The sequence below is a fragment of the Dokdonella fugitiva genome (assembly GCF_014138265.1).
GTDB classification, from domain to species: Bacteria; Pseudomonadota; Gammaproteobacteria; order Xanthomonadales; family Rhodanobacteraceae; genus Dokdonella_A; species Dokdonella_A fugitiva_A.
The window spans coordinates 622090-639242 of record NZ_JACGXL010000002.1; the positions used below are offsets into that span (position 1 = coordinate 622090).

General features: G+C 70.0%; 16 protein-coding genes. 8 read left to right on the forward strand and 8 right to left on the reverse strand.

The window, feature by feature from the left end:
- On the reverse strand, nt 1-1731 hold the full coding sequence (locus FHW12_RS08845) for a sensor histidine kinase (protein ID WP_310735191.1): 1731 nt from the start codon (nt 1729-1731) through the stop codon (nt 1-3).
- 251 nt (nt 1732-1982) lie between these two features.
- On the opposite strand from FHW12_RS08845, the gene FHW12_RS08850 reads away from it, so the two are divergent.
- The 3 genes from FHW12_RS08850 to FHW12_RS08860 all read left to right on the forward strand — a co-directional run bounded on the left by FHW12_RS08850 (nt 1983) and on the right by FHW12_RS08860 (nt 4632).
- Entirely contained in the window at nt 1983-2288 is a 306-nt protein-coding gene (locus FHW12_RS08850) for a hypothetical protein (RefSeq protein WP_182530637.1), read from the forward strand.
- Nucleotides 2289-2298: 10 nt separating this feature from the next.
- Nucleotides 2299-2457, forward strand: coding sequence for a DUF3309 family protein (locus FHW12_RS08855; RefSeq protein WP_182530638.1), 159 nt, complete (start codon nt 2299-2301; stop codon nt 2455-2457).
- A gap of 63 nt (nt 2458-2520) precedes the next feature.
- Entirely contained in the window at nt 2521-4632 is a 2112-nt protein-coding gene (locus FHW12_RS08860) for a TonB-dependent receptor family protein (protein ID WP_182530639.1), read from the forward strand.
- A gap of 107 nt (nt 4633-4739) precedes the next feature.
- On the opposite strand, the gene FHW12_RS08865 is transcribed toward FHW12_RS08860, so the two are convergent.
- On the reverse strand, nt 4740-5333 hold the full coding sequence (locus FHW12_RS08865) for a DUF937 domain-containing protein (RefSeq protein WP_182530640.1): 594 nt from the start codon (nt 5331-5333) through the stop codon (nt 4740-4742).
- Between the two features lie 159 nt (nt 5334-5492).
- Between FHW12_RS08865 and FHW12_RS08870 the strand changes: the two genes are divergently transcribed.
- From FHW12_RS08870 to FHW12_RS08885, 4 genes are all read left to right on the forward strand, one after another.
- The gene (locus FHW12_RS08870) at nt 5493-5837 is read left to right on the forward strand and encodes a hypothetical protein (protein WP_182530641.1); all 345 of its coding nucleotides are present in this window, start codon (nt 5493-5495) and stop codon (nt 5835-5837) included.
- A 128-nt stretch (nt 5838-5965) separates the two neighbouring features.
- Entirely contained in the window at nt 5966-6886 is a 921-nt protein-coding gene (rocF, locus tag FHW12_RS08875; protein ID WP_182530642.1) for an arginase, read from the forward strand.
- 11 nt (nt 6887-6897) lie between these two features.
- Nucleotides 6898-7539 (forward strand): DUF4166 domain-containing protein, encoded by a 642-nt coding sequence (locus FHW12_RS08880; RefSeq protein WP_182530643.1) that lies wholly within the window; start codon nt 6898-6900, stop codon nt 7537-7539.
- Complete coding sequence (locus FHW12_RS08885) at nt 7536-8117, forward strand: Hpt domain-containing protein (RefSeq protein ID WP_182530644.1); 582 nt, start codon at nt 7536-7538, stop codon at nt 8115-8117. The genes FHW12_RS08880 and FHW12_RS08885 overlap by 4 nt, the downstream gene beginning before the upstream one ends.
- 46 nt (nt 8118-8163) lie before the next feature.
- On the opposite strand, the gene FHW12_RS08890 is transcribed toward FHW12_RS08885, so the two are convergent.
- The 6 genes from FHW12_RS08890 to FHW12_RS08915 form a co-directional block, all read right to left on the reverse strand.
- The gene (locus FHW12_RS08890; RefSeq protein WP_182530645.1) at nt 8164-9513 is read right to left on the reverse strand and encodes a M12 family metallo-peptidase; all 1350 of its coding nucleotides are present in this window, start codon (nt 9511-9513) and stop codon (nt 8164-8166) included.
- 93 nt (nt 9514-9606) lie between these two features.
- The gene (locus FHW12_RS08895) at nt 9607-10677 is read right to left on the reverse strand and encodes a sulfate/molybdate ABC transporter ATP-binding protein (RefSeq protein ID WP_182530646.1); all 1071 of its coding nucleotides are present in this window, start codon (nt 10675-10677) and stop codon (nt 9607-9609) included.
- Nucleotides 10674-11534, reverse strand: a complete 861-nt coding sequence (gene cysW / locus FHW12_RS08900; protein ID WP_182530647.1) for a sulfate ABC transporter permease subunit CysW — start codon at nt 11532-11534, stop codon at nt 10674-10676. Before cysW ends, FHW12_RS08895 begins: the two co-directional genes overlap by 4 nt.
- Nucleotides 11531-12367 (reverse strand): sulfate ABC transporter permease subunit CysT, encoded by an 837-nt coding sequence (gene cysT / locus FHW12_RS08905; protein ID WP_182530648.1) that lies wholly within the window; start codon nt 12365-12367, stop codon nt 11531-11533. Before cysT ends, cysW begins: the two co-directional genes overlap by 4 nt.
- 26 nt (nt 12368-12393) lie before the next feature.
- On the reverse strand, nt 12394-13410 hold the full coding sequence (locus tag FHW12_RS08910) for a sulfate ABC transporter substrate-binding protein (RefSeq protein WP_182530649.1): 1017 nt from the start codon (nt 13408-13410) through the stop codon (nt 12394-12396).
- 173 nt (nt 13411-13583) lie between these two features.
- Entirely contained in the window at nt 13584-15827 is a 2244-nt protein-coding gene (locus tag FHW12_RS08915; protein ID WP_182530650.1) for a TonB-dependent receptor family protein, read from the reverse strand.
- A 142-nt stretch (nt 15828-15969) separates the two neighbouring features.
- Between FHW12_RS08915 and FHW12_RS08920 the strand changes: the two genes are divergently transcribed.
- Nucleotides 15970-17145, forward strand: coding sequence for an FAD-dependent oxidoreductase (locus FHW12_RS08920; protein WP_182530651.1), 1176 nt, complete (start codon nt 15970-15972; stop codon nt 17143-17145).
- Nucleotides 17146-17153 lie beyond the last annotated feature (8 nt).

Here is a 17153-nt window from a genome sequence, read left to right on the forward strand (position 1 = left end):
TTACTCCCGGATGGTTTCGTGTCGCGGCAGCGTGAAGTGGATCGTGGCGCCCTTGCCGGCCTCACCCTCGGCCCAGGTATGGCCGCCGTGGCGCGCGATGATGCGGCGCACGGAGGCGAGGCCGATGCCGGTGCCTTCGAACTCGGACGCCTTGTGCAGGCGCTGGAACACGCCGAACAGCTTGTCGGCGTACTTCATGTCGAAGCCGACCCCGTCGTCGCGCACCCAGAACTCGCGCACGTCGCCGTCGTCGCGGAAGCCGATCTCGACCTGCGCTGGATCCCTGCTGGCAGTGTACTTGAGGGCGTTGTCGAGCAGATTCTGCCAGACCAGGCGCAGCATCGCCGCGTCGCCGATGACGACCGGCAGCGGCGCGACCCGCCACTGCACGCGCCGGTCCTCGACCGCCGACAGCAGGGTCGAACGGACCTCCTCGACGAGTGACTGCAGGTCGACCGGCTGCAGCCGCAGGGCATGCCGGCCGAGGCGCGAGTAGGCGAGCAGATCCTCGATCAGCGCGGACATGCGCTGCGCCGACTCGGCGATGATCGAACAGTAGTGGGCGAGTTTCGCGTCGCGTTCGTCGCCGAGCTGGGTCCGCAGCTTGTCGGCGAAGCCGGCGACGTGGCGCAGCGGCGCGCGCAGGTCGTGTGAAACGGAATAGGAGAACGCCTCGAGTTCGCGGTTGACCTCGGTCACCTGCTCGATCTTGCCCGACAGCTGCCGGTTCAGTTCGAGCACCTGTTCTTCGGAGTGCTTGCGCGCGGTGATGTCGCTGACCGTGACGAGCGCGGCCGGGCGCGAGATGTCGGGCAGGTCGATCGCGCGCGCGTTGACGATCACGCGCCGGCGGCTGCCGCCGGCGTCGTCCTGTTCGGTTTCGAAGTCCCACAGCTCGCGCCGCTGGCCGATGACGTCGCGCAGGCGCTGCATGAGGGCGGCGTCGCGCCAGCCCTCGACGCTGGTGAGCGCGGTGCCTTCGGCACGGTCGATGCCGTAGAAGTCGCCGAACGCCTGGTTCGTTTGCAACAGCGAGAGATCGGCGTCGACCACCGCGATCGGTTCGCGCACGGATTCGACGATCAGGCGCGCGCGCCCGACCGCGCTGCGCCGGTCCGCCTCGGCGTCGAGGCGGCGCCGGACCTGCTTCTCGGCGAGCCAGAGCACGATGCCGAGCAGGAGCACCTGCGCGATCGCCGTCGCGATCGTGACCGACTGCGCGAACACGATGCGCCCGTCGGTCTGTCGCTGCCGCTCGAGCGCGAGGCGGTTCTCCTCGGCGAGGAGGTCGTCGGTGACGTCGGCGATCGCGACGCGCGCAAGCGGCGCGGGCGCATCGCGGCCGTCGACGAAGTGGTCGAGTTCGCTGGTCGCCGTGGCGAGGCGCGCGCGCAGGAAGCCGATACGTTCCTGCTGACCGGGGTTGTCGATGGTGAAGTCGCGCAACTGCTGCAGCAGCGGCTCGAAGCGCGCATGCGCATCGGCGTAGCGCGCGCGCACCTCGGCATCGCCCGGCGCGAGCCGGCTCGCGTACGCGGCCGCCTGCAGTTCGGCGAGCGCCGCGTTGAGGTCGTACAGCGTCGAGCGCACCTGGTGCGAGTGGCCGAGCCAGCGGAAGGATTCGATCGTGTCGTCGCTGACGCGCTGGCGCACGACCCAGCCGATGAAGACGATCAGCAAGAGGCTGCCCATCAGCGCGAGGAAGCGCAGGTTCGCGGCTGTCGGTCGCACTCGTTCGTACCTCCCGGAAGACTCGTCGTACAGAGGGTATCTCGCACGGGAAGGCCCGCGCGTCCAGCGGCGCACCCTCGCGTGCGCTCCACCAACCCAAACTGAACGGAACCTCGCGACGCGAGCGCCGCGTTAACGATCCGTTTCACGGAGCGTAGCTACGGTGCCCCGGTCCATCACGACGCATCGCACAGGTCCGACCCAGCACGACCCGCCCTTGCCGGGCGAACCAAAAAAATGGGGATTTCGCCATGGGTTCCATCGCACCGCCTTCCACGTTCGCCGAACGCCGCGCGCAGCGCGCGAAACTCGCGGGGTCGCTCACCGGCGATCTCGGCATCATCGCCCTCAACCTGCATCATGCGCTCAAGCGCAGCGACATCGTGGTCTGGACCGATGCCGCCGCGGAAGTCTACTTCGACGCCGCCGATCGCTGCCCGAACGTCGAGGCCGACCACTTGGTCGGCACCTACGGCCTCGGCGCGAACATCGCCGACATCGAGGCCGACCTCGGTGTCGTGCGCAGCGAGCGCGTATCGAACGCGATGATCCTCTGAGGGCACGCCCATGGGCCTCGGTACCCTGCTTCTGATCATCCTCGTCGTCGTGCTCGTCGCCGGCCTGCCGGCGTGGCCGTACAGCCGTGGCTGGGGCTATTACCCGAGCGGCGGCGCCGGCCTGCTCGTCGCGATCGTCGTGATCCTGCTCCTGCTAGGATACCTCTGACGCCGTCGCGCGCGTCGCGGCCGATGCTTTAGGATGGCGGGCTTCCCCGAGAGCCAGCCTGCGATGCGAACGATCCCGTGGCGGTACCTGCCCGCCGTGGCCTGCCTGTGGCCGGCCGTCGCCCCGTGCGCCGAGACGGACCTGCCTGCCGTCGTGGTCACGGCGACGCGCACGCCGCAGGCCGCGTTCGACGTGCCGGCGTCGATCGACGCGGTCGCGATCGACGACGTCGTCGACGTGTTCGGCGTGAATCCGTCCGACTACCTCGCCGGCATTCCCGGCCTGCTCGCGCGCGACCGGCAGAACTACGCGCAGGACGAACAGATCTCGATCCGCGGCTTCGGCGCGCGCGCGACGTTCGGCGTGCGCGGCGTGCGCCTGTACACCGACGGCATTCCCGCGACGATGCCGGACGGGCAGGGCCAGGTGTCGCATTTCAGCCTCGACTCGGCCGCGCGCATCGAAGTGCTGCGCGGACCGTTCTCGGCGCTGTACGGCAATTCGTCCGGCGGCGTGATCCAGCTGTTCGGCGCCGACGGCAGCGTTCCGCCCGAAGTCTCGCTCGATCTCGTCGGCGGCAGCTGGGGCAGCGCGCGCGCGAGCGCGAACGCGCGCGGCGTCGCCGGCGACCTCGACTACAACCTCGACCTCACGCATTTCCAGACCGACGGCTGGCGCGACCACAGCGCGGCGAAGCGCGAATCGGGCAATGCCAAGCTCGCCTGGAAGATCGGCGACGGCGGCAAGTTGACCGTGCTCGCGAACACGCTCGCGTTGCCGAACGCGGATGATCCGCTCGGCCTCACGCACGCGCAGTTCGACGCCGATCCGCGCAGCGTCGCGGCCGTCGCGACGCAGTTCGACACGCGCAAGAGCGTGCACCAGAACCAGGGCGGCGCGATCTTCGAACAGGATCTCGGCGGCGGCCATGCGCTGCGCGTGCTCGGCTACTACGGCCGGCGCGAGGTCGAGCAGTACCTCGCGATCCCGGTCGCGACGCAGGCGAACCCGAAGCACTCCGGCGGCGTGGTCGACCTCGATTCTGGTTACGGCGGCAGCGATGCGCGCTGGACCTGGAAGGGTGAGCTCGCCGGTCGTGCGTTCGAGCTCGCCGCCGGCCTCAGCTGGGACCGCCAGGCGCAACACCGGCGCGGCTACGAGAACTTCGTCGGCGACCTGCTCGGCGTGCGCGGCGCGCTGCGCCGCGACGAGGACGACAGCGTGCGCGACTTCGACCAGTACGCGCAGGCGACCTGGCAGTTCGCCGATCGCTGGAGCCTCGTCGCCGGCGTGCGCCACAGCGACGTCGCGTTCGACGCGCGCGACCACTACCTCGCGGTCGGCAACCCCGACGACAGCGGTCGCGTCGACTACGGTGCGACCACGCCGGTCGCCGGCCTGCTCTGGCGCGCCGCGCGCGGCGTGAACGTGTACGCGTCCTACGGGCGCGGCTTCGAGACACCGACGTTCAACGAACTCGGCTATCGCGCCGACGGCGGCGCCGGCCTCGCGTTCGATCTCGATCCCGCGCGCAGCCGCAATGCGGAACTCGGCATCAAGCTGCGACCGTCGACGTCGATCGACGCGAGCGTCGCATTGTTCCGCGCCGACACGCGCAACGAACTCGCGGTCGCGACGAGCGCCGGCGGCCGCACCACCTACCAGAACATCGGCAAGGCGCGCCGCGACGGCGCCGAAGCGGCGCTCGCGTGGCGCGTCGACGACGCGTGGACGCTGCAGCTCGCCTGGACCTGGCTCGATGCGACGTTCCGTTCCGCGTTCCTCACCTGCGCCGGCACGCCGTGCACGACGCCGGACACGCCGGTCGCCGCGGGCGCGCGCATCCCCGGCATCCCGCGCAGCGACCTGCATGCGGGCATGCGCTGGGGCGGCGAACACGGCTGGCATGCGGGCGCCGCGGGCGACTACCTCGGCGCGGTCGTCGTCAATGATCTCGGCACCGACCGCGCACCCGCGTACTTCGTCGCCGCGGCCGACGTCGGCTACGCATTCGAACTCGACGCCGGCCGGCTCGACGCGTTCGGGCGCGTCGACAATCTGTTCGACCGCCACTACGCGGGTTCGGTGATCGTCAACGATGCGAACGGGCGCTACTTCGAGCCGGCGCCGGGACGCGCGTTCATGCTGGGCGTGAAGTGGACGTGGATGCGGTGAGGTTCGCCGTTCCCTCTCCCCGGTGCGGGAGAGGGAACGTCACGCGAGAAACCTCGCGCTCGTCACGCAAGCGCACCCCGCAAGGGAAGCAGCGCGTGCGGGAAAAATCAGACGCGCCCGCGCGCCGCGCCACCCAGCATCTGCGATCCGACCTTCAGCAGGTCCGACAGGCCGAGCTGGCCGTCGCCGTCCTGGTCGAGGATCGAGCCGAGCAGGCCGCCGTGCTGGCCCTGGCCGATCGTCTGCAGTTCGCGGCCGAGCACGTCGCCGAGGCCGCCGGCGCCGCCGCCCTGGCGCTGCGTCATGTTGCCGAGCGCGGCCATCACGATCGGCGCGAGCATCGACAGCAGCGCGCCCGCGTTCGCGGTGCCGATGCCGCTGGCCTGGCCGACGTTCTGCGCGGCCTGGCCCTGGCGGTTGCCGAAGATGTGGCCGAGAATCGCGCCACCGTCGCCGCCGCCGCCGAGCACGCTGCCGAGGATCGAGCCGAGGTCGCCGCCGGCGTGATCCTGTGCGGCCTGGTGCAGCGCGTCCGCGCCGGCATCGGTCTGCGCGTTGCGCGCGAGCCCACCGACGACCACGGGCACGGCCTGCTGGATCGCGGCTTCGGCCTGCGACGGGTCGATGCCCAGCTGGGCCGCGATCGCCTCGATGCTCGCGGGATCGAGGTGGCTCAGCACCTGGTTGGTCAGATCGCTCATGGCAACTCTCCTTGGATGTTCGCATGCGCAGGGTCGCATGCCGACCTGTCGGGTACATGTCGGCGGGCGTGAAAGATCGTCACGTCTGTGCGCGACGACGCAACCCGCGGCACCGAACGGGAGCACTATAGTCCCGACCGACGGTGTCGCAGGGTGCCGATGGACGACACGGATCACCGCCTCGAATTGCTGCGCCGGCGCTACGCGCATTCGTTCCCGGCCAAGCGCGCGGCGCTCGCGGACGCCTGGCTCGCCTTCGTCGCCATGCCGGACGACCCGGCGCGCGCGCGCGAGCTGTCGATGCTGGTCCACCGCCTGTGCGGTTCGGCCGCCGCCTACGGCTACACCCGGCTCGGCGAATGCGCATGCGCGGCCGATCGCCTCGTCGGCGACGAACTCGCGGCGCCACGGCTCGCGCCCGCCGCGCGCGTCGGGCATTTCGAGGCGGTGGTGCGCGCGGTGCTCGACGAACTTGCGGCTGCCGTGGCCTGCGATCCGGGCTGAAGGCGCGCCCGGCGCGCCCGCGACCGGGTGTTTTCGTGACGGGACGGCGGTTTTCGCCGAGAATCCGGGTCGAACAAGGACCCGGGTGCGCCGCGGCGCTGCTCACCCCCACGTAGCCCAAGGCCCCCATGCAGACTTTCCCCCCGATTTCCCTCATCGGCGCCCCGACCGACATCGGCGCCGGCCATCGCGGTGCGTCGATGGGGCCGGAGGCGCTGCGCGTCGCCGGGCTCGCCGCCGCGCTCGCCGCGCGCGGCCTCGACGTCGTCGATCGCGGCAACGTCGCCGGTCCGTTCAATCCATGGCTGCCGCCGACCGACGGCTACCGCCACCTTGGTGAAGTCGTCGCGTGGAACCGCGCGGTGATGCAGGCGGTCGCGGCGGAACTCGCGCAGGAGCGCCTGCCGGTCCTGCTCGGTGGCGACCATTGCCTCGCGATCGGTTCGATCACCGCGGTCGCGCGCCACTGCCGCGAACAGGGCAAGCGCCTGACCGTGCTCTGGCTCGATGCGCATGCGGACTTCAACACGAGCGCGATCACGCCGTCGGGCAACGTGCACGGCATGCCGGTCGCCTGCCTGTGCGGCTTCGGCCCGCAGGAGCTGACCGGCCTTGGCGGCAGCGCGCCGGCGCTCTCGCCCGAGCAGATCCGCCAGATCGGCATCCGCTCGGTCGACGCCGGCGAGAAGAAGCTCGTGCGCGACGTCGGCCTGGACATCTACGACATGCGCTACATCGACGAAGTCGGCATGAAGCGCGTGATGGAAGAAGCGCTGCTCAACCTCGGCCCGCGCGACCACCTGCACGTGAGCTTCGACGTCGACTTCCTCGACCCGGGCATCGCGCCGGGCGTCGGCACCACGATCCCGGGCGGGCCGAACTACCGCGAAGCGCAGCTGTGCATGGAGATGATCGCCGACAGCGGTCGCCTCGCCTCGCTCGACATCATGGAACTCAATCCCGCGCTCGACGTGCGCAACCAGACCGCGATGCTCGCGGTCGACCTCGTCGAGAGCCTGTTCGGCAAGTCGACGCTGATGCGCGACTGAGCCGCGCGGCGATGGCGCCCGCGGCGCGCGAAACGCTCGTCGTGCGCTGGTTCGGCGCGTCGTTCGAGCGCCTGCACCCGCTGCTGCAGGCGCTGCATCGCGACGGCGGGCGCCTGCACGGGACGGTGGCGATCCGCAGCGGTCGCGGCATCGCCGGCTGGATCGGCCGGCGTCTCGCGCGCTCGCTCGGCATTCCGCTCGATCGCGCCGAGCGCGGTTTCGAGGTCGAGATCCGGCACCTCGACGATGCGCTCGTCTGGCGCCGTCGCTTCGATGACGGCAACGAGATGGTGTCGCGCTTCGAGCCGGTCGGCGCCTGGCCGGACGGTTGCTGGATCGAGCGTACGGGTGCCGTGCGGCTCGACCTCGCGGTCGACGTTGTCGACGACGGCGGCTGGCGCTGGCGCACGTTGCGCGCGCGTTGGAACGGCGTCCCGCTGCCGCTCGCCCTGCTGCCGCGTGCGCGCGCGGGCAAGCGCATCGTCGACGGCCGCTACGTGTTCGAGGTCGCGTTCGCGCTGCCGCTGTTCGGCGACCTGTTCGGCTACGACGGCGTGCTCGACGCCGAAACGGCGACGCCGGCATGGACAGCGGAGCGCGCGCGCGGTATGAACACGGGCATCGAACCGGGAGACCACGTCGGGGCTGCATGAGCGCTGAGTTCGCGATAGGGCTGATCGTGCTCGTGCTGGCGGCCGTCGTCGTCGTCGTTCTCATGCGCCGTCGGTCGGCAGCGCCGCCGGCGACGACGCAGGCACCGACGCGCGCCGTACCCGCGAGGAATCGCGCCCCGCGCAAGAGCGCTCGTGCGACACCCGTCGACGAGGTCGACGACGAGCTGCGCGAGGTGTTCGTCGCCGAAGCGCGCGGTGAGATCGGCAACCTGCGCCGCAGCCTGCCGCACTGGCGTACCGTGCCCGCCGACCTCGATCGCGCAGTGCCACTGCGCCGCTCGTTCCACACCCTCAAGGGCAGCTCACGCCTCGTCGGCGCCTTCGCGATCGGCGACTTCTGCGCGGCGATCGAGCGCCTGCTGCTCGCGGTCGTGGAAGGCAGCGTGCCTCCCGAACCGGCGGTCATCGACACGGTCGCGCGTGCGGTCGCGGCCTTGCCTGCGCTGCTGGGCGAATACACCGGCGAGCGCACGACGCGCACCGACGTATCCGCGCTCGTGCGCACCGCGGAGCATTTGTTGCGCGACGACGTGCCCGCGACCGCGAAGCGGCGCTGATTGGCACGCTGCTCCTCGATTCGATCTTCTGCCGGTCGCCGACGGGTCAGTCGAAACCGTTCTTGAAGATCACGTCGGCGGTCGCGCTGAGGCACGCGGGCGTGTGCGAAGCGATGTAGCCCATCAGGGTGGTGATCTGCGTCGGATGGAACTGCAGCGCGTTCTGTCCGCAATTCGCGCCGTTCGATCCGCCGGTGTTGCAGTAGCTCATGAGCGAGCCGAGCGGGTGACCCGGTCCGGAAGTCGGGCAGCTCACAGCACCGCCGTAGCAGCCGGAACCGGCCTCGCCCTTGTAGCAGACGTCGATCGTGTTCGACGACACCGGCCAGGTCGCACCATTGGACGCGCTCGTGCAATGCGTGTGCGCGGCGCCGAAATTGTGGCCGAGTTCGTGGCCGACGATGCGTGCGGAGAGGTCGACGCCCACCTGCGAACTCGTGAATACCTTGTTGACGCTGTAGCTGCCGCCGTTGCCGTTCTTGTTGCAGTACGAATTGATCCAGGCGATGCCGGATGCGGAGAAGCCGCTCGTCATCTGCCCCGACAGCAGCATCGTGAAATCACGGTCCACCGCGGCGTGGTTGGCCTGCCAGTAGTTGCCGAAGTTGTTGAGGTCGGTATTGCTCGCGGATGCATTCGCCGCGATCGAATACGGCGTCGCGCCGGTGCGGAAGATCGTCGTGCCCTGCTGCAGCATCACGTCGAGGTCGCGCACGTACATCACGTTCATCGTCGCGAACAGGTCGGCGATCCAGTTGCTCGCGGCGGTGAGGTTCGACGCGCCGGTGCCGCCGAAGCGGTTGACGAGCAGCTCGTGGTCGACATCGACCGCGATCAGCGCGCCGCGTGGCGTGGCCGCGACGTCGCCACCGCCGGCCGACAGCGGCAGGGGATCGGGCGGCGTGCCGAGGCCCATGACGCTGCCGTCGTCGGGCAGCACCTGCGGCACCACGCCCTTCGGCAACGCCTCGTCGGACGGCTGCACGACGAGGTGCAAGCCGCGCGCGTCGGTACGCGCGGATACCGCGAACGCACCGGGCGGACCCGAGCCCGCACCCGTGATGTTGCGCAGACCGGGATCGAACGCGAGCTGCGCGCGCACCTGATCGCCGGCGTCGCGGCCGATCAGCTCGATGCGCGCGCTGCGCGGCAGCTCGTGTTCGCCGCCGGGTCCACGCGTGAGGAGGCGCGCACCCGCGGCGTAGATGTCGATGCGCGTGAAGCGCAGGCTCGCGCGGCCGCCGTAGCCGTCCGGGAAGTCGTCGATCGCGATGGCTTCGCCGGTGCGCAGCGCGCCGAGCGCGTCGACGCGCGTGGGTTGCAGCGCGAGTTCGTGGCGCGCGGCGAGGGCGTCAACACAGCCGAGAACGAAGGTGAGGGCGAGCAGTCTGCGCATGGCCGTTCCTCCTGCAGGCGCGAGGGTGCGGCATCATTCTAGTCCGACCCGTCGCGCGTGGGCGTGACGCGGCGCGCGACTTTGCCGGTACGGTCAGCCGTGCGTGACGAGGATGTCGCGCAGCGCGTTGCCGGCGCGTTCGGCGGCGTCGACGGGCGCGTCGCCGCGGAACAGCACCTGGCGCTGCGCCGAGACCGCGACGCTGCGTCCGGGTGCGAGCCCGCTGCGTGCGAAGCGCGAGCGTTCCCACACCGCGACGAGCGGCTGCGCGAGCGCGGGATGGCGCACTTCGACGCGCATGTTCGCGCCGAGGTCGCGCACCTGTTCGACGCGCGCGCCGCCTTCGCCGGCGCTGAACTCGAGGTCGTGCGGGCGCACGAACGCGACCACGCGCTCGTCGTCGATGCCGGTCCAGCGCGCGTGCAGCGCAGCCGGCAGCTCGTTGACCTCGCCGAGGAAGCGGCACACGAACGGGTTCGCCGGATGCGTGTAGAGCGTTTCCGGGTCGGCGATCTGCTCGATGCGGCCCTTGTTCATGACCGCGATGCGGTCGGCGAGCTCGAACGCTTCCTCCTGGTCGTGCGTGACGAACACACTCGTCACGTGGATGCGGTCGTGCAGGCCGCGCAGCCAGCGACGCAGGTCCGCGCGCACGCGCGCGTCGAGCGCGCCGAACGGTTCGTCGAGCAGGAGGATCTGCGGTTCGACCGCAAGCGCGCGCGCGAGCGCGACGCGTTGGCGCTGGCCGCCGGAGAGCTGCGCCGGATAGCGGCGCGCGAACTCGCCGAGCTGCACGAGCTCGAGCAGTTCGCTCACCGCGCGTTCGAGCTCGGCGCGACGCGGGCGGCGGAACCAGCCGCGCACGCGCAGGCCGAACGCGACGTTCTCGAACACGGTGAGGTGGTTGAACAGCGCGTAATGCTGGAACACGAAGCCGACATGGCGCTTGCGCGCGCTCAGCGCGGTCACGTCGCGTCCCTCGAAGCGCACGCGGCCGCGGTCGGGGAACTCGAGGCCGGCGATCGTGCGCAGCAGCGTCGTCTTGCCGCAGCCGGACGGACCGAGTAGGGCGAGCAACTCACCCGATTCGATCGCGAGATCGATGCCGGCGAGCGCGGTCGCATCGCGGTAGCGGTACTCGATGGCGGACAGTTCGATGCTCATGCGTGGGTTCCGTCGGCGGGTGTCGCGCGGCGCATGCGCCAGCCGACGAGTTGCTTGAGCGCGAGCGTCGCGAGCGCGAGCAAGGCCAGCAGGGATGCGACCGCGAACGCCGCGGTGCGCTGGTATTCGTTGTAGAGGATCTCGACGTGCAGCGGCATCGTGTTGGTGAGGCCGCGGATGTGCCCGGACACGACCGACACCGCACCGAACTCGCCGATCGCGCGTGCGTTGCAGAGGATCACGCCGTAGCCGAGGCCCCAGCCGATCTTCGGCAGCACGACGCGCCAGAACATCGCGAAGCCGCCCGCGCCGAGGGTGATCGCGGCCTGTTCCTGCTCGCTGCCCTGCGCCTGCATGAGCGGGATCAGTTCGCGCGCGACGAACGGGAAGGTGACGAAGATCGTCGCGAGCACGATGCCCGGCACGGCGAAGATGATCTTCACGTCGTGCGCGGCGAGCCACGGCGCGAACAGGCCTTGCGCGCCGAACAGCAGCACGTAGATGAGGCCGGCGATGACCGGCGAGACCGCGAACGGCAGGTCGATGAGGCTGAGCAGCAGGCCACGGCCGGGGAACGAGAAGCGCGTGATGAGCCAGGCCGCGGCGATGCCGAACAGCGTGTTCGCAGGCACCGCGATCGCGGTCACCAGCAGGGTCAGGCGGATCGCCGCGCGCGCGTCCTCGTCGACGAGACTCGCGAAATAGAAATCGACGCCCTTCTCGAACGCGTAGCCGAACACCGCGAGCAGCGGCAGCACGAGGAACAGCGCGACGAACGCGAGCGCGAGCATCAGCAACGGCAGGCGCAGCCACCAGGGATCGCGCAGCGCGTTCGAGGCCAGGCGCGGCGCGCTCATGCGGACCCCGCGGAACGCCGCCGCACGGTGACGAGCTGCAGCAGGTTCAGCGCGAGCAAGGTTGCGAACGAACCGGCGAGCAGGACGAGCGCGATCGCGGTCGCGCCCGCGTAGTCGTACTGGTCGAGCTTGGCGGTGATCAGCAGCGGCGCGATCTCCGACACCATCGGCATGTTGCCGGCGATGAAGATGACCGAACCGTACTCGCCGAGCGCGCGCGCGAACGCGAGCGCGAAGCCGGACAGGATCGCCGGCCACAGGGTCGGCAGCACGACGCGCCACAGGGTCGTGAGGCGGCCCGCGCCGAGCGTCGCCGCGGCTTCCTCGACGTCCGGTTCGAGGTGTTCGAGCACCGGCTGCACGCTGCGCACGAGGAACGGCAGGCTCACGAACACGAGCGCGACGGTGATCCCGCTCGGCGTGTAGGCGATCTTCCAGCCGTGCGCCTCGAGCGCGCGTCCGAGCGGGCCGTTCGACGCGTACAGCGCAGTGAGCGTGATGCCCGCGACCGCGGTCGGCAGCGCGAACGGCAGGTCGACGAGCGCATCGACGAGCGTGCGGCCCGGAAAACGGTAGCGCACGAGCACCCACGCGAGCAGCGGCCCGAACACGAGGTTGACGAGGCCGGCGAGCGCGGCGCAGCCGAACGTGACGCGGTAGGCTGCGAGCGCGCGTGGCGCGGTCACGATCGCCCAGAACTCGCCCGCGCCGAGCGAGGCCGACTTCCACGCGAGCGCGGCGAGCGGCAGCAGCACGATGAGGCCGAGGTACGCGAGGCAGACACCGAGCGTGAGGCCGAAGCCGGGCAGTGCATGGCGGTGCTTCGCGCGCATCGGTGTTCCTGCGTCGCACGGGCGGCCTAGCGGCCGGGCGTGTAGATCTGGTCGAACGTGCCGCCGTCGGCGAAATGCGTCGCCTGTGCCTTCTGCCAGCCGCCGAACGCTTCGTCGACGGTGAACAGCGGCAAGGCCGGGAACTTCGCCGCGACCTTCGTCGCGACCGCGGCGTCGCGCGGCCGATATCCGTTCTTCGCGGCGATCTCCTGTCCCGCCGGCGTGTAGAGGAACTTCAGGTACGCCTCGGCGACCTTGCGCGTGCCATGCTTGTCGACGACCTTGTCGACCACCGTCACGGGTGGCTCGGCGAGGATGCTCACGCTCGGAACGACGATCTCGAAGCGCGCCTTGCCGTCGCCCTCGGCGAGCGCGAGCAACGCTTCGTTCTCCCACGCGAGCAGCACGTCGCCCTGGCCGCGTTCGACGAACGTCGTGGTCGCGCCGCGCGCGCCGGTGTCGAGCACGGGCACGTTCTTGAACAGCTTGCCGACGAAGTCCTTCGCGGCGGCGTCGCCGCCGAACTTCTTCGCGGCGTAACCCCACGCGGCGAGGTAGTTCCAGCGCGCGCCGCCGCTCGTCTTCGGGTTCGGCGTGATCACGCCGATGCCGGGCTTGACGAGGTCTTCCCAGTCCTTGATGCCCTTCGGATTGCCCTTGCGCACGAGGAACACGATCGTCGACGTGTACGGCGCGCTGTTGTCGGGCAGGCGCTTCTGCCAGTCGGCCGGCACGAGGCCGCCGTGCGCGGCGAGCGCGTCGATGTCCCAGGCGAGCGCGAGCGTGACGACATCCGCCTCGAGGCCGTCGATGACGCTACGGCTCTGCTTGCCCGAGCCGCCGTGCGACTGCTTGATCGTGACGGTCTCGCCTGTGCGCTGCTTCCAGTCGGCGGCGAACGCGGCGTTGACGTCGCGGTAGAGCTCGCGCGTCGGGTCGTAGGAGACGTTGAGCAGGCTCGCGTCGGCGCGCGCGGTGCCGGCGTGGCAGAGAGCACCGGCCGCGAGCGCGGCGGCGAGCAGCGAAACGGACCAGCGTCGCATGGCGGTTCCCCGGTCGAAGATCATGGGAACCAGTCTGGCAGCGAATTCGTTATCGAGGTGTTAGGCGCGCATGACGATTCGGCATGCGCATATGCAGCGGCGCCGCGGCGAAAAAAACGGCTGCCATTCCGCGAGGAATGGCAGCCGCATCGTGCAGCCGTCGACAGCGGGACTCAGAACTCGTACGAGGCGCCCGCGTAGAACGTGCGGCCGATCGCCGGCTCAAGGCCGCCGCTGAACACGCGCGCGTAGTACGTGCGGTCGGTGATGTTCGACACGCCGCCGAGCAGGCGCAGCTGCGGCAGCACCCACCAGTCGGCGGAGAAGTCGGCGACCGTGTACGACGGCACCTTGGCGGGAATCGTGACCGTGGTCACGCCGGCGTTGGTGACCGTCGCCGGGAGGTTCGAGTCCTGCCAGTACTGGCTCGCGACCGATACCGCCGACAGCGCGAGCTTGTAGTGCTTGTCTTCGCGCCACGACACGCCGACGCGGGCGAGGTAGTTCGGCGAGAACGCAGGCTTGTTGCCGAGGTTCGCGGGATTGCGCGTCGACGTGAATTCGGCGTTGAGCAGGCTCACGTTCGCGAACACGGACAGGTGCTGCGTCGTCTTCGGATCGCGGGCGGCGAGGAAGTCGTAGTCGATCTGGCCCTCGAAACCGCGATGGCGCGTGTCGCCGGTGTTCACGTTGATCGTGTTGCCGGGCGGCATGTCCGGGATCTGCGCCGACTCGATGCGGTCCTTCACGTTCACCCAGAACAGGCTCGCGTCGTAGAACAGGCCGTCGACCGGCGTGCCGTGCACGCCCGCTTCCCACGACACGACGTGGGTCGGGTCGGGATCGTTGATCGAGCCCGCGGCGGTGTTGCCGAACGGCGAGCCGATGTCGAAATAGCGCACCGGGCGCCAGCCCTGCGAGACGTTGAAGTACGTCTCGTTGCCGCGGCCGAAATCGTTGCCGAGGCCGAGGCCGAACAGCGGCACGGTGTGGTCGACGCTGCGATCGACGAGGTCGCGCGTGAGCGTGACCGGCTTCACCGTCTCGTTGATGTCGACGTTCTCGCGCTCGAGGCGCACCGACGGCACGAAATGCCAGTTGCCGGCGAAACGGAACACGTTCTCGGCGAACACCGCGCCGTAGTCGGTCGAGCGGTCCTGGCGCAGGCGTGCGCAGTTCTTGTCGGCCGGGCTGCCGCACGGGTTGCCGTGGCGGTCGTAGCGATCCGGATACAGCGTGTCGTCGGTCCACTGCCGGAACGGCGCATCGGAGTGGTAGTACGTCGTGCCGATCGTGAACGCGTTGCCGCGGCCCCAGTGGTGCACGAGGCGCGCGTCGAGGCCGCCGAAGCGGAACTGGTCGTCCTGCAGCGTCGCGGTCGTCGGCGGGTTGCCGCGATCCTGCGAGCGCGCGGCGTTGTCCTGGTAGCCATACCAGACCTTCGCGACGAGTTCGGTGTCCGCGTCGAACTTGCGCTCGTGGCCGAGGATCGCGACGTAGCGGTCGGTCCAGAGGCGGTTGTACGGCGTCGTCACGGTTTCCGGGTCGGCGACGAACTGCGGATAGAGGAGCTTGCCCGGATCCCCCGTGTTCAGGCTGTAGGCGTGGAAATCGAACGTGTAGTACGCCGCGTCGTCGGGGCGGTAGCCCAGGTGCAGGTCGCCGCCGCGCAGCTTCGAGTCACCGTTGTCGCGCTCGCCGTCGCTCGTGCGGTAGTGCGCGTCGACGAGGTAGTCCCATGCGCCCGACGTGCCCGACAGCTGGTTGAAGGTCGCGAACAGGCCGTTGCTGCCGGCGACGTTCTCGGTGTAGCCGGCGAGCTCGCGATCGGCGACCGGCTTGCGGCTGACGAGGTTGATCACCGGCGGCGGCTCCGGTCCGTACAGCAGCGAGCTGCCGCCACGGATGAGCTGCACTTCGGACAGGGTCTGCGGCAGCGGGAACGTGTAGATCGTCGGGTAGCCGATCCAATCGGACTCGAGCGGGATGCCGTCGAGCAGGACGGTGACGAACTCCGACTCCTGCGGATTGCCGATGCCGCGGTAGCTGAAGTTCATCTGGCCCGGCGACTGCTGCTCGGAATAGAAGATGCCGGGCGTCTGCGCGAACAGCGCGCGGTTGTTGTTGTCGACCACGGTCGGGATGCTGTCGAGCTTGGTGATCGACGTCTTCTTGGTCACCGTGATGAGCGGGCCGTCGACCTCGCGCATGATGTGCTGCAGCTTCGGTCGCGTGTCGTCGTGCATGCCGCGTTCGCGCACGTTGATCTTCGGCAGTTCGGTGGTGTTGTTCTGTGCGTCGGCAGCGGCCGTGGCATCGGCCGCGGCGACGTCGTCCGCGCGCGCGATCGCGGGCGCGAACAGGACTTGGGCAATCGCCAGGGCGAGCAGGCCCGGCACGAACGGAGTCGTCTTCATGCAACAATCCTCGGAGGGTCTTCGCGCCGCCCCCCTTGGACGTCGCGCAACCCCCTTTATCGCAGGCTTGCGCCGTATCGCGGTACCGCCTGAGGACTTAGGTCCATAGACGGAGTCCGGTGGGCGGGCGGGAATGAAAGGCATGGATCGACGCGGTTTCCTGCATTCGTGTGGTGCGCTCGCGGCCTCGGCCGCGGTGCCGGTCGCGCTCGCGGGCTGTGCGGCGACGCTGCCCATCGCCACGCGGCGCACCGCCGCGGCACCGGATCTGTCGTTTGCGGACGCGTGCGGCATCCCGCCGGTGCACGTCTCGGCCGAGCGCGAGATCCGCACGGTGGTCGGCCTGCGGCCGTACCGGCCGTCCGGTTTCGTCGTGCGGGCCGAGCGGTTCGGCGACACCCTCGTCGTGCACAACTACGGCCACGGCGGCTCCGGCATCACGCTGTCGTGGGGCACCTCGAAGCTCGCGGTCGATCTCGGCGCGCCCGGCCATCGCGGCCCGGTCGCCGTGCTCGGCAGTGGTGCGGTCGGCCTGTCGAACGCGATCCTGCTGCAGGAGGCGGGCTTCGACGTCACGATCCACACGAAGGCGCTGCCGCCCGAGACGACCTCGAACATCGCGGGCGGCCAGTGGTTCCCCGCGTACCTGTCCGAGCGCGCGAAGCGCACGCCCGCGTTCGAGGCGCAACTGCTCGCGGCCGCGCAGTTCGCCTACCGGCGCTACCAAATCATGATGGGACCGCGCTGGGGCGTGCGCTGGATGCGCAACTACTACCTGTCGCACGAGCCGTTCAACGAAGGCGGCTATATCGGCATGGACAGCCCATTACGCGAACTCATGCCCGAGCATCGCGACCTCGCGCCGGGCGAGCATCCGTTTGCCGACTACGCCCACCTGCGCCAGTTCGACACGCCGGTGATCGAGCCGCCGGTCTACCTCGCGGCGATGCTCGACGAGTTCCGCATCGCCGGCGGCCGCGTGCGCGTCGGTGAGATCACCGACCTCGCCGCGCTGCAGGCGTTGCCCGAGAAGCTCGTGTTCAACTGCACCGGGCTCGGCGCGAAGGCGCTGTTCGGCGACGCGGAACTCACGCCCGTGAAAGGACAGCTGACGGTCCTGCTGCCGCAACCGGAAGTCGAATACGCGGTGATCGCAGGCGACTTCTACATGTTCTCGCGTGCCGACGGCATCCTGCTCGGCGGCACGCACGCGGAAGGCGACTGGTCGCTCGAGCCCGACCTCGCGGCGAAGCGGCGCGTGCTCGCGGGCCACAAGTCGCTGTTCGACGGCTTCCGCGCGTGCGGGCGCAAGGCCTGACGCGCGCG

Bases quoted from the DNA above. Each gene is read 5' to 3' on its own strand.
- rocF (WP_182530642.1), top strand. From the start codon at position 5,966: ATGCAGACTTTCCCCCCGATTTCCCTCATCGGCGCCCCGACCGACATC.
- FHW12_RS08910 (WP_182530649.1), bottom strand. From the start codon at position 13,410: ATGCGACGCTGGTCCGTTTCGCTGCTCGCCGCCGCGCTCGCGGCCGGT.
- FHW12_RS08860 (WP_182530639.1), top strand. From the start codon at position 2,521: ATGCGAACGATCCCGTGGCGGTACCTGCCCGCCGTGGCCTGCCTGTGG.
- FHW12_RS08920 (WP_182530651.1), top strand. From the start codon at position 15,970: ATGGATCGACGCGGTTTCCTGCATTCGTGTGGTGCGCTCGCGGCCTCG.
- cysT (WP_182530648.1), bottom strand. From the start codon at position 12,367: ATGCGCGCGAAGCACCGCCATGCACTGCCCGGCTTCGGCCTCACGCTC.
- FHW12_RS08865 (WP_182530640.1), bottom strand. From the start codon at position 5,333: ATGAGCGATCTGACCAACCAGGTGCTGAGCCACCTCGATCCCGCGAGC.
- FHW12_RS08855 (WP_182530638.1), top strand. From the start codon at position 2,299: ATGGGCCTCGGTACCCTGCTTCTGATCATCCTCGTCGTCGTGCTCGTC.
- cysW (WP_182530647.1), bottom strand. From the start codon at position 11,534: ATGAGCGCGCCGCGCCTGGCCTCGAACGCGCTGCGCGATCCCTGGTGG.
- FHW12_RS08870 (WP_182530641.1), top strand. From the start codon at position 5,493: ATGGACGACACGGATCACCGCCTCGAATTGCTGCGCCGGCGCTACGCG.
- FHW12_RS08850 (WP_182530637.1), top strand. From the start codon at position 1,983: ATGGGTTCCATCGCACCGCCTTCCACGTTCGCCGAACGCCGCGCGCAG.
- FHW12_RS08895 (WP_182530646.1), bottom strand. From the start codon at position 10,677: ATGAGCATCGAACTGTCCGCCATCGAGTACCGCTACCGCGATGCGACC.
- FHW12_RS08915 (WP_182530650.1), bottom strand. From the start codon at position 15,827: ATGAAGACGACTCCGTTCGTGCCGGGCCTGCTCGCCCTGGCGATTGCC.
- FHW12_RS08885 (WP_182530644.1), top strand. From the start codon at position 7,536: ATGAGCGCTGAGTTCGCGATAGGGCTGATCGTGCTCGTGCTGGCGGCC.
- FHW12_RS08890 (WP_182530645.1), bottom strand. From the start codon at position 9,513: ATGCGCAGACTGCTCGCCCTCACCTTCGTTCTCGGCTGTGTTGACGCC.
- FHW12_RS08880 (WP_182530643.1), top strand. From the start codon at position 6,898: ATGGCGCCCGCGGCGCGCGAAACGCTCGTCGTGCGCTGGTTCGGCGCG.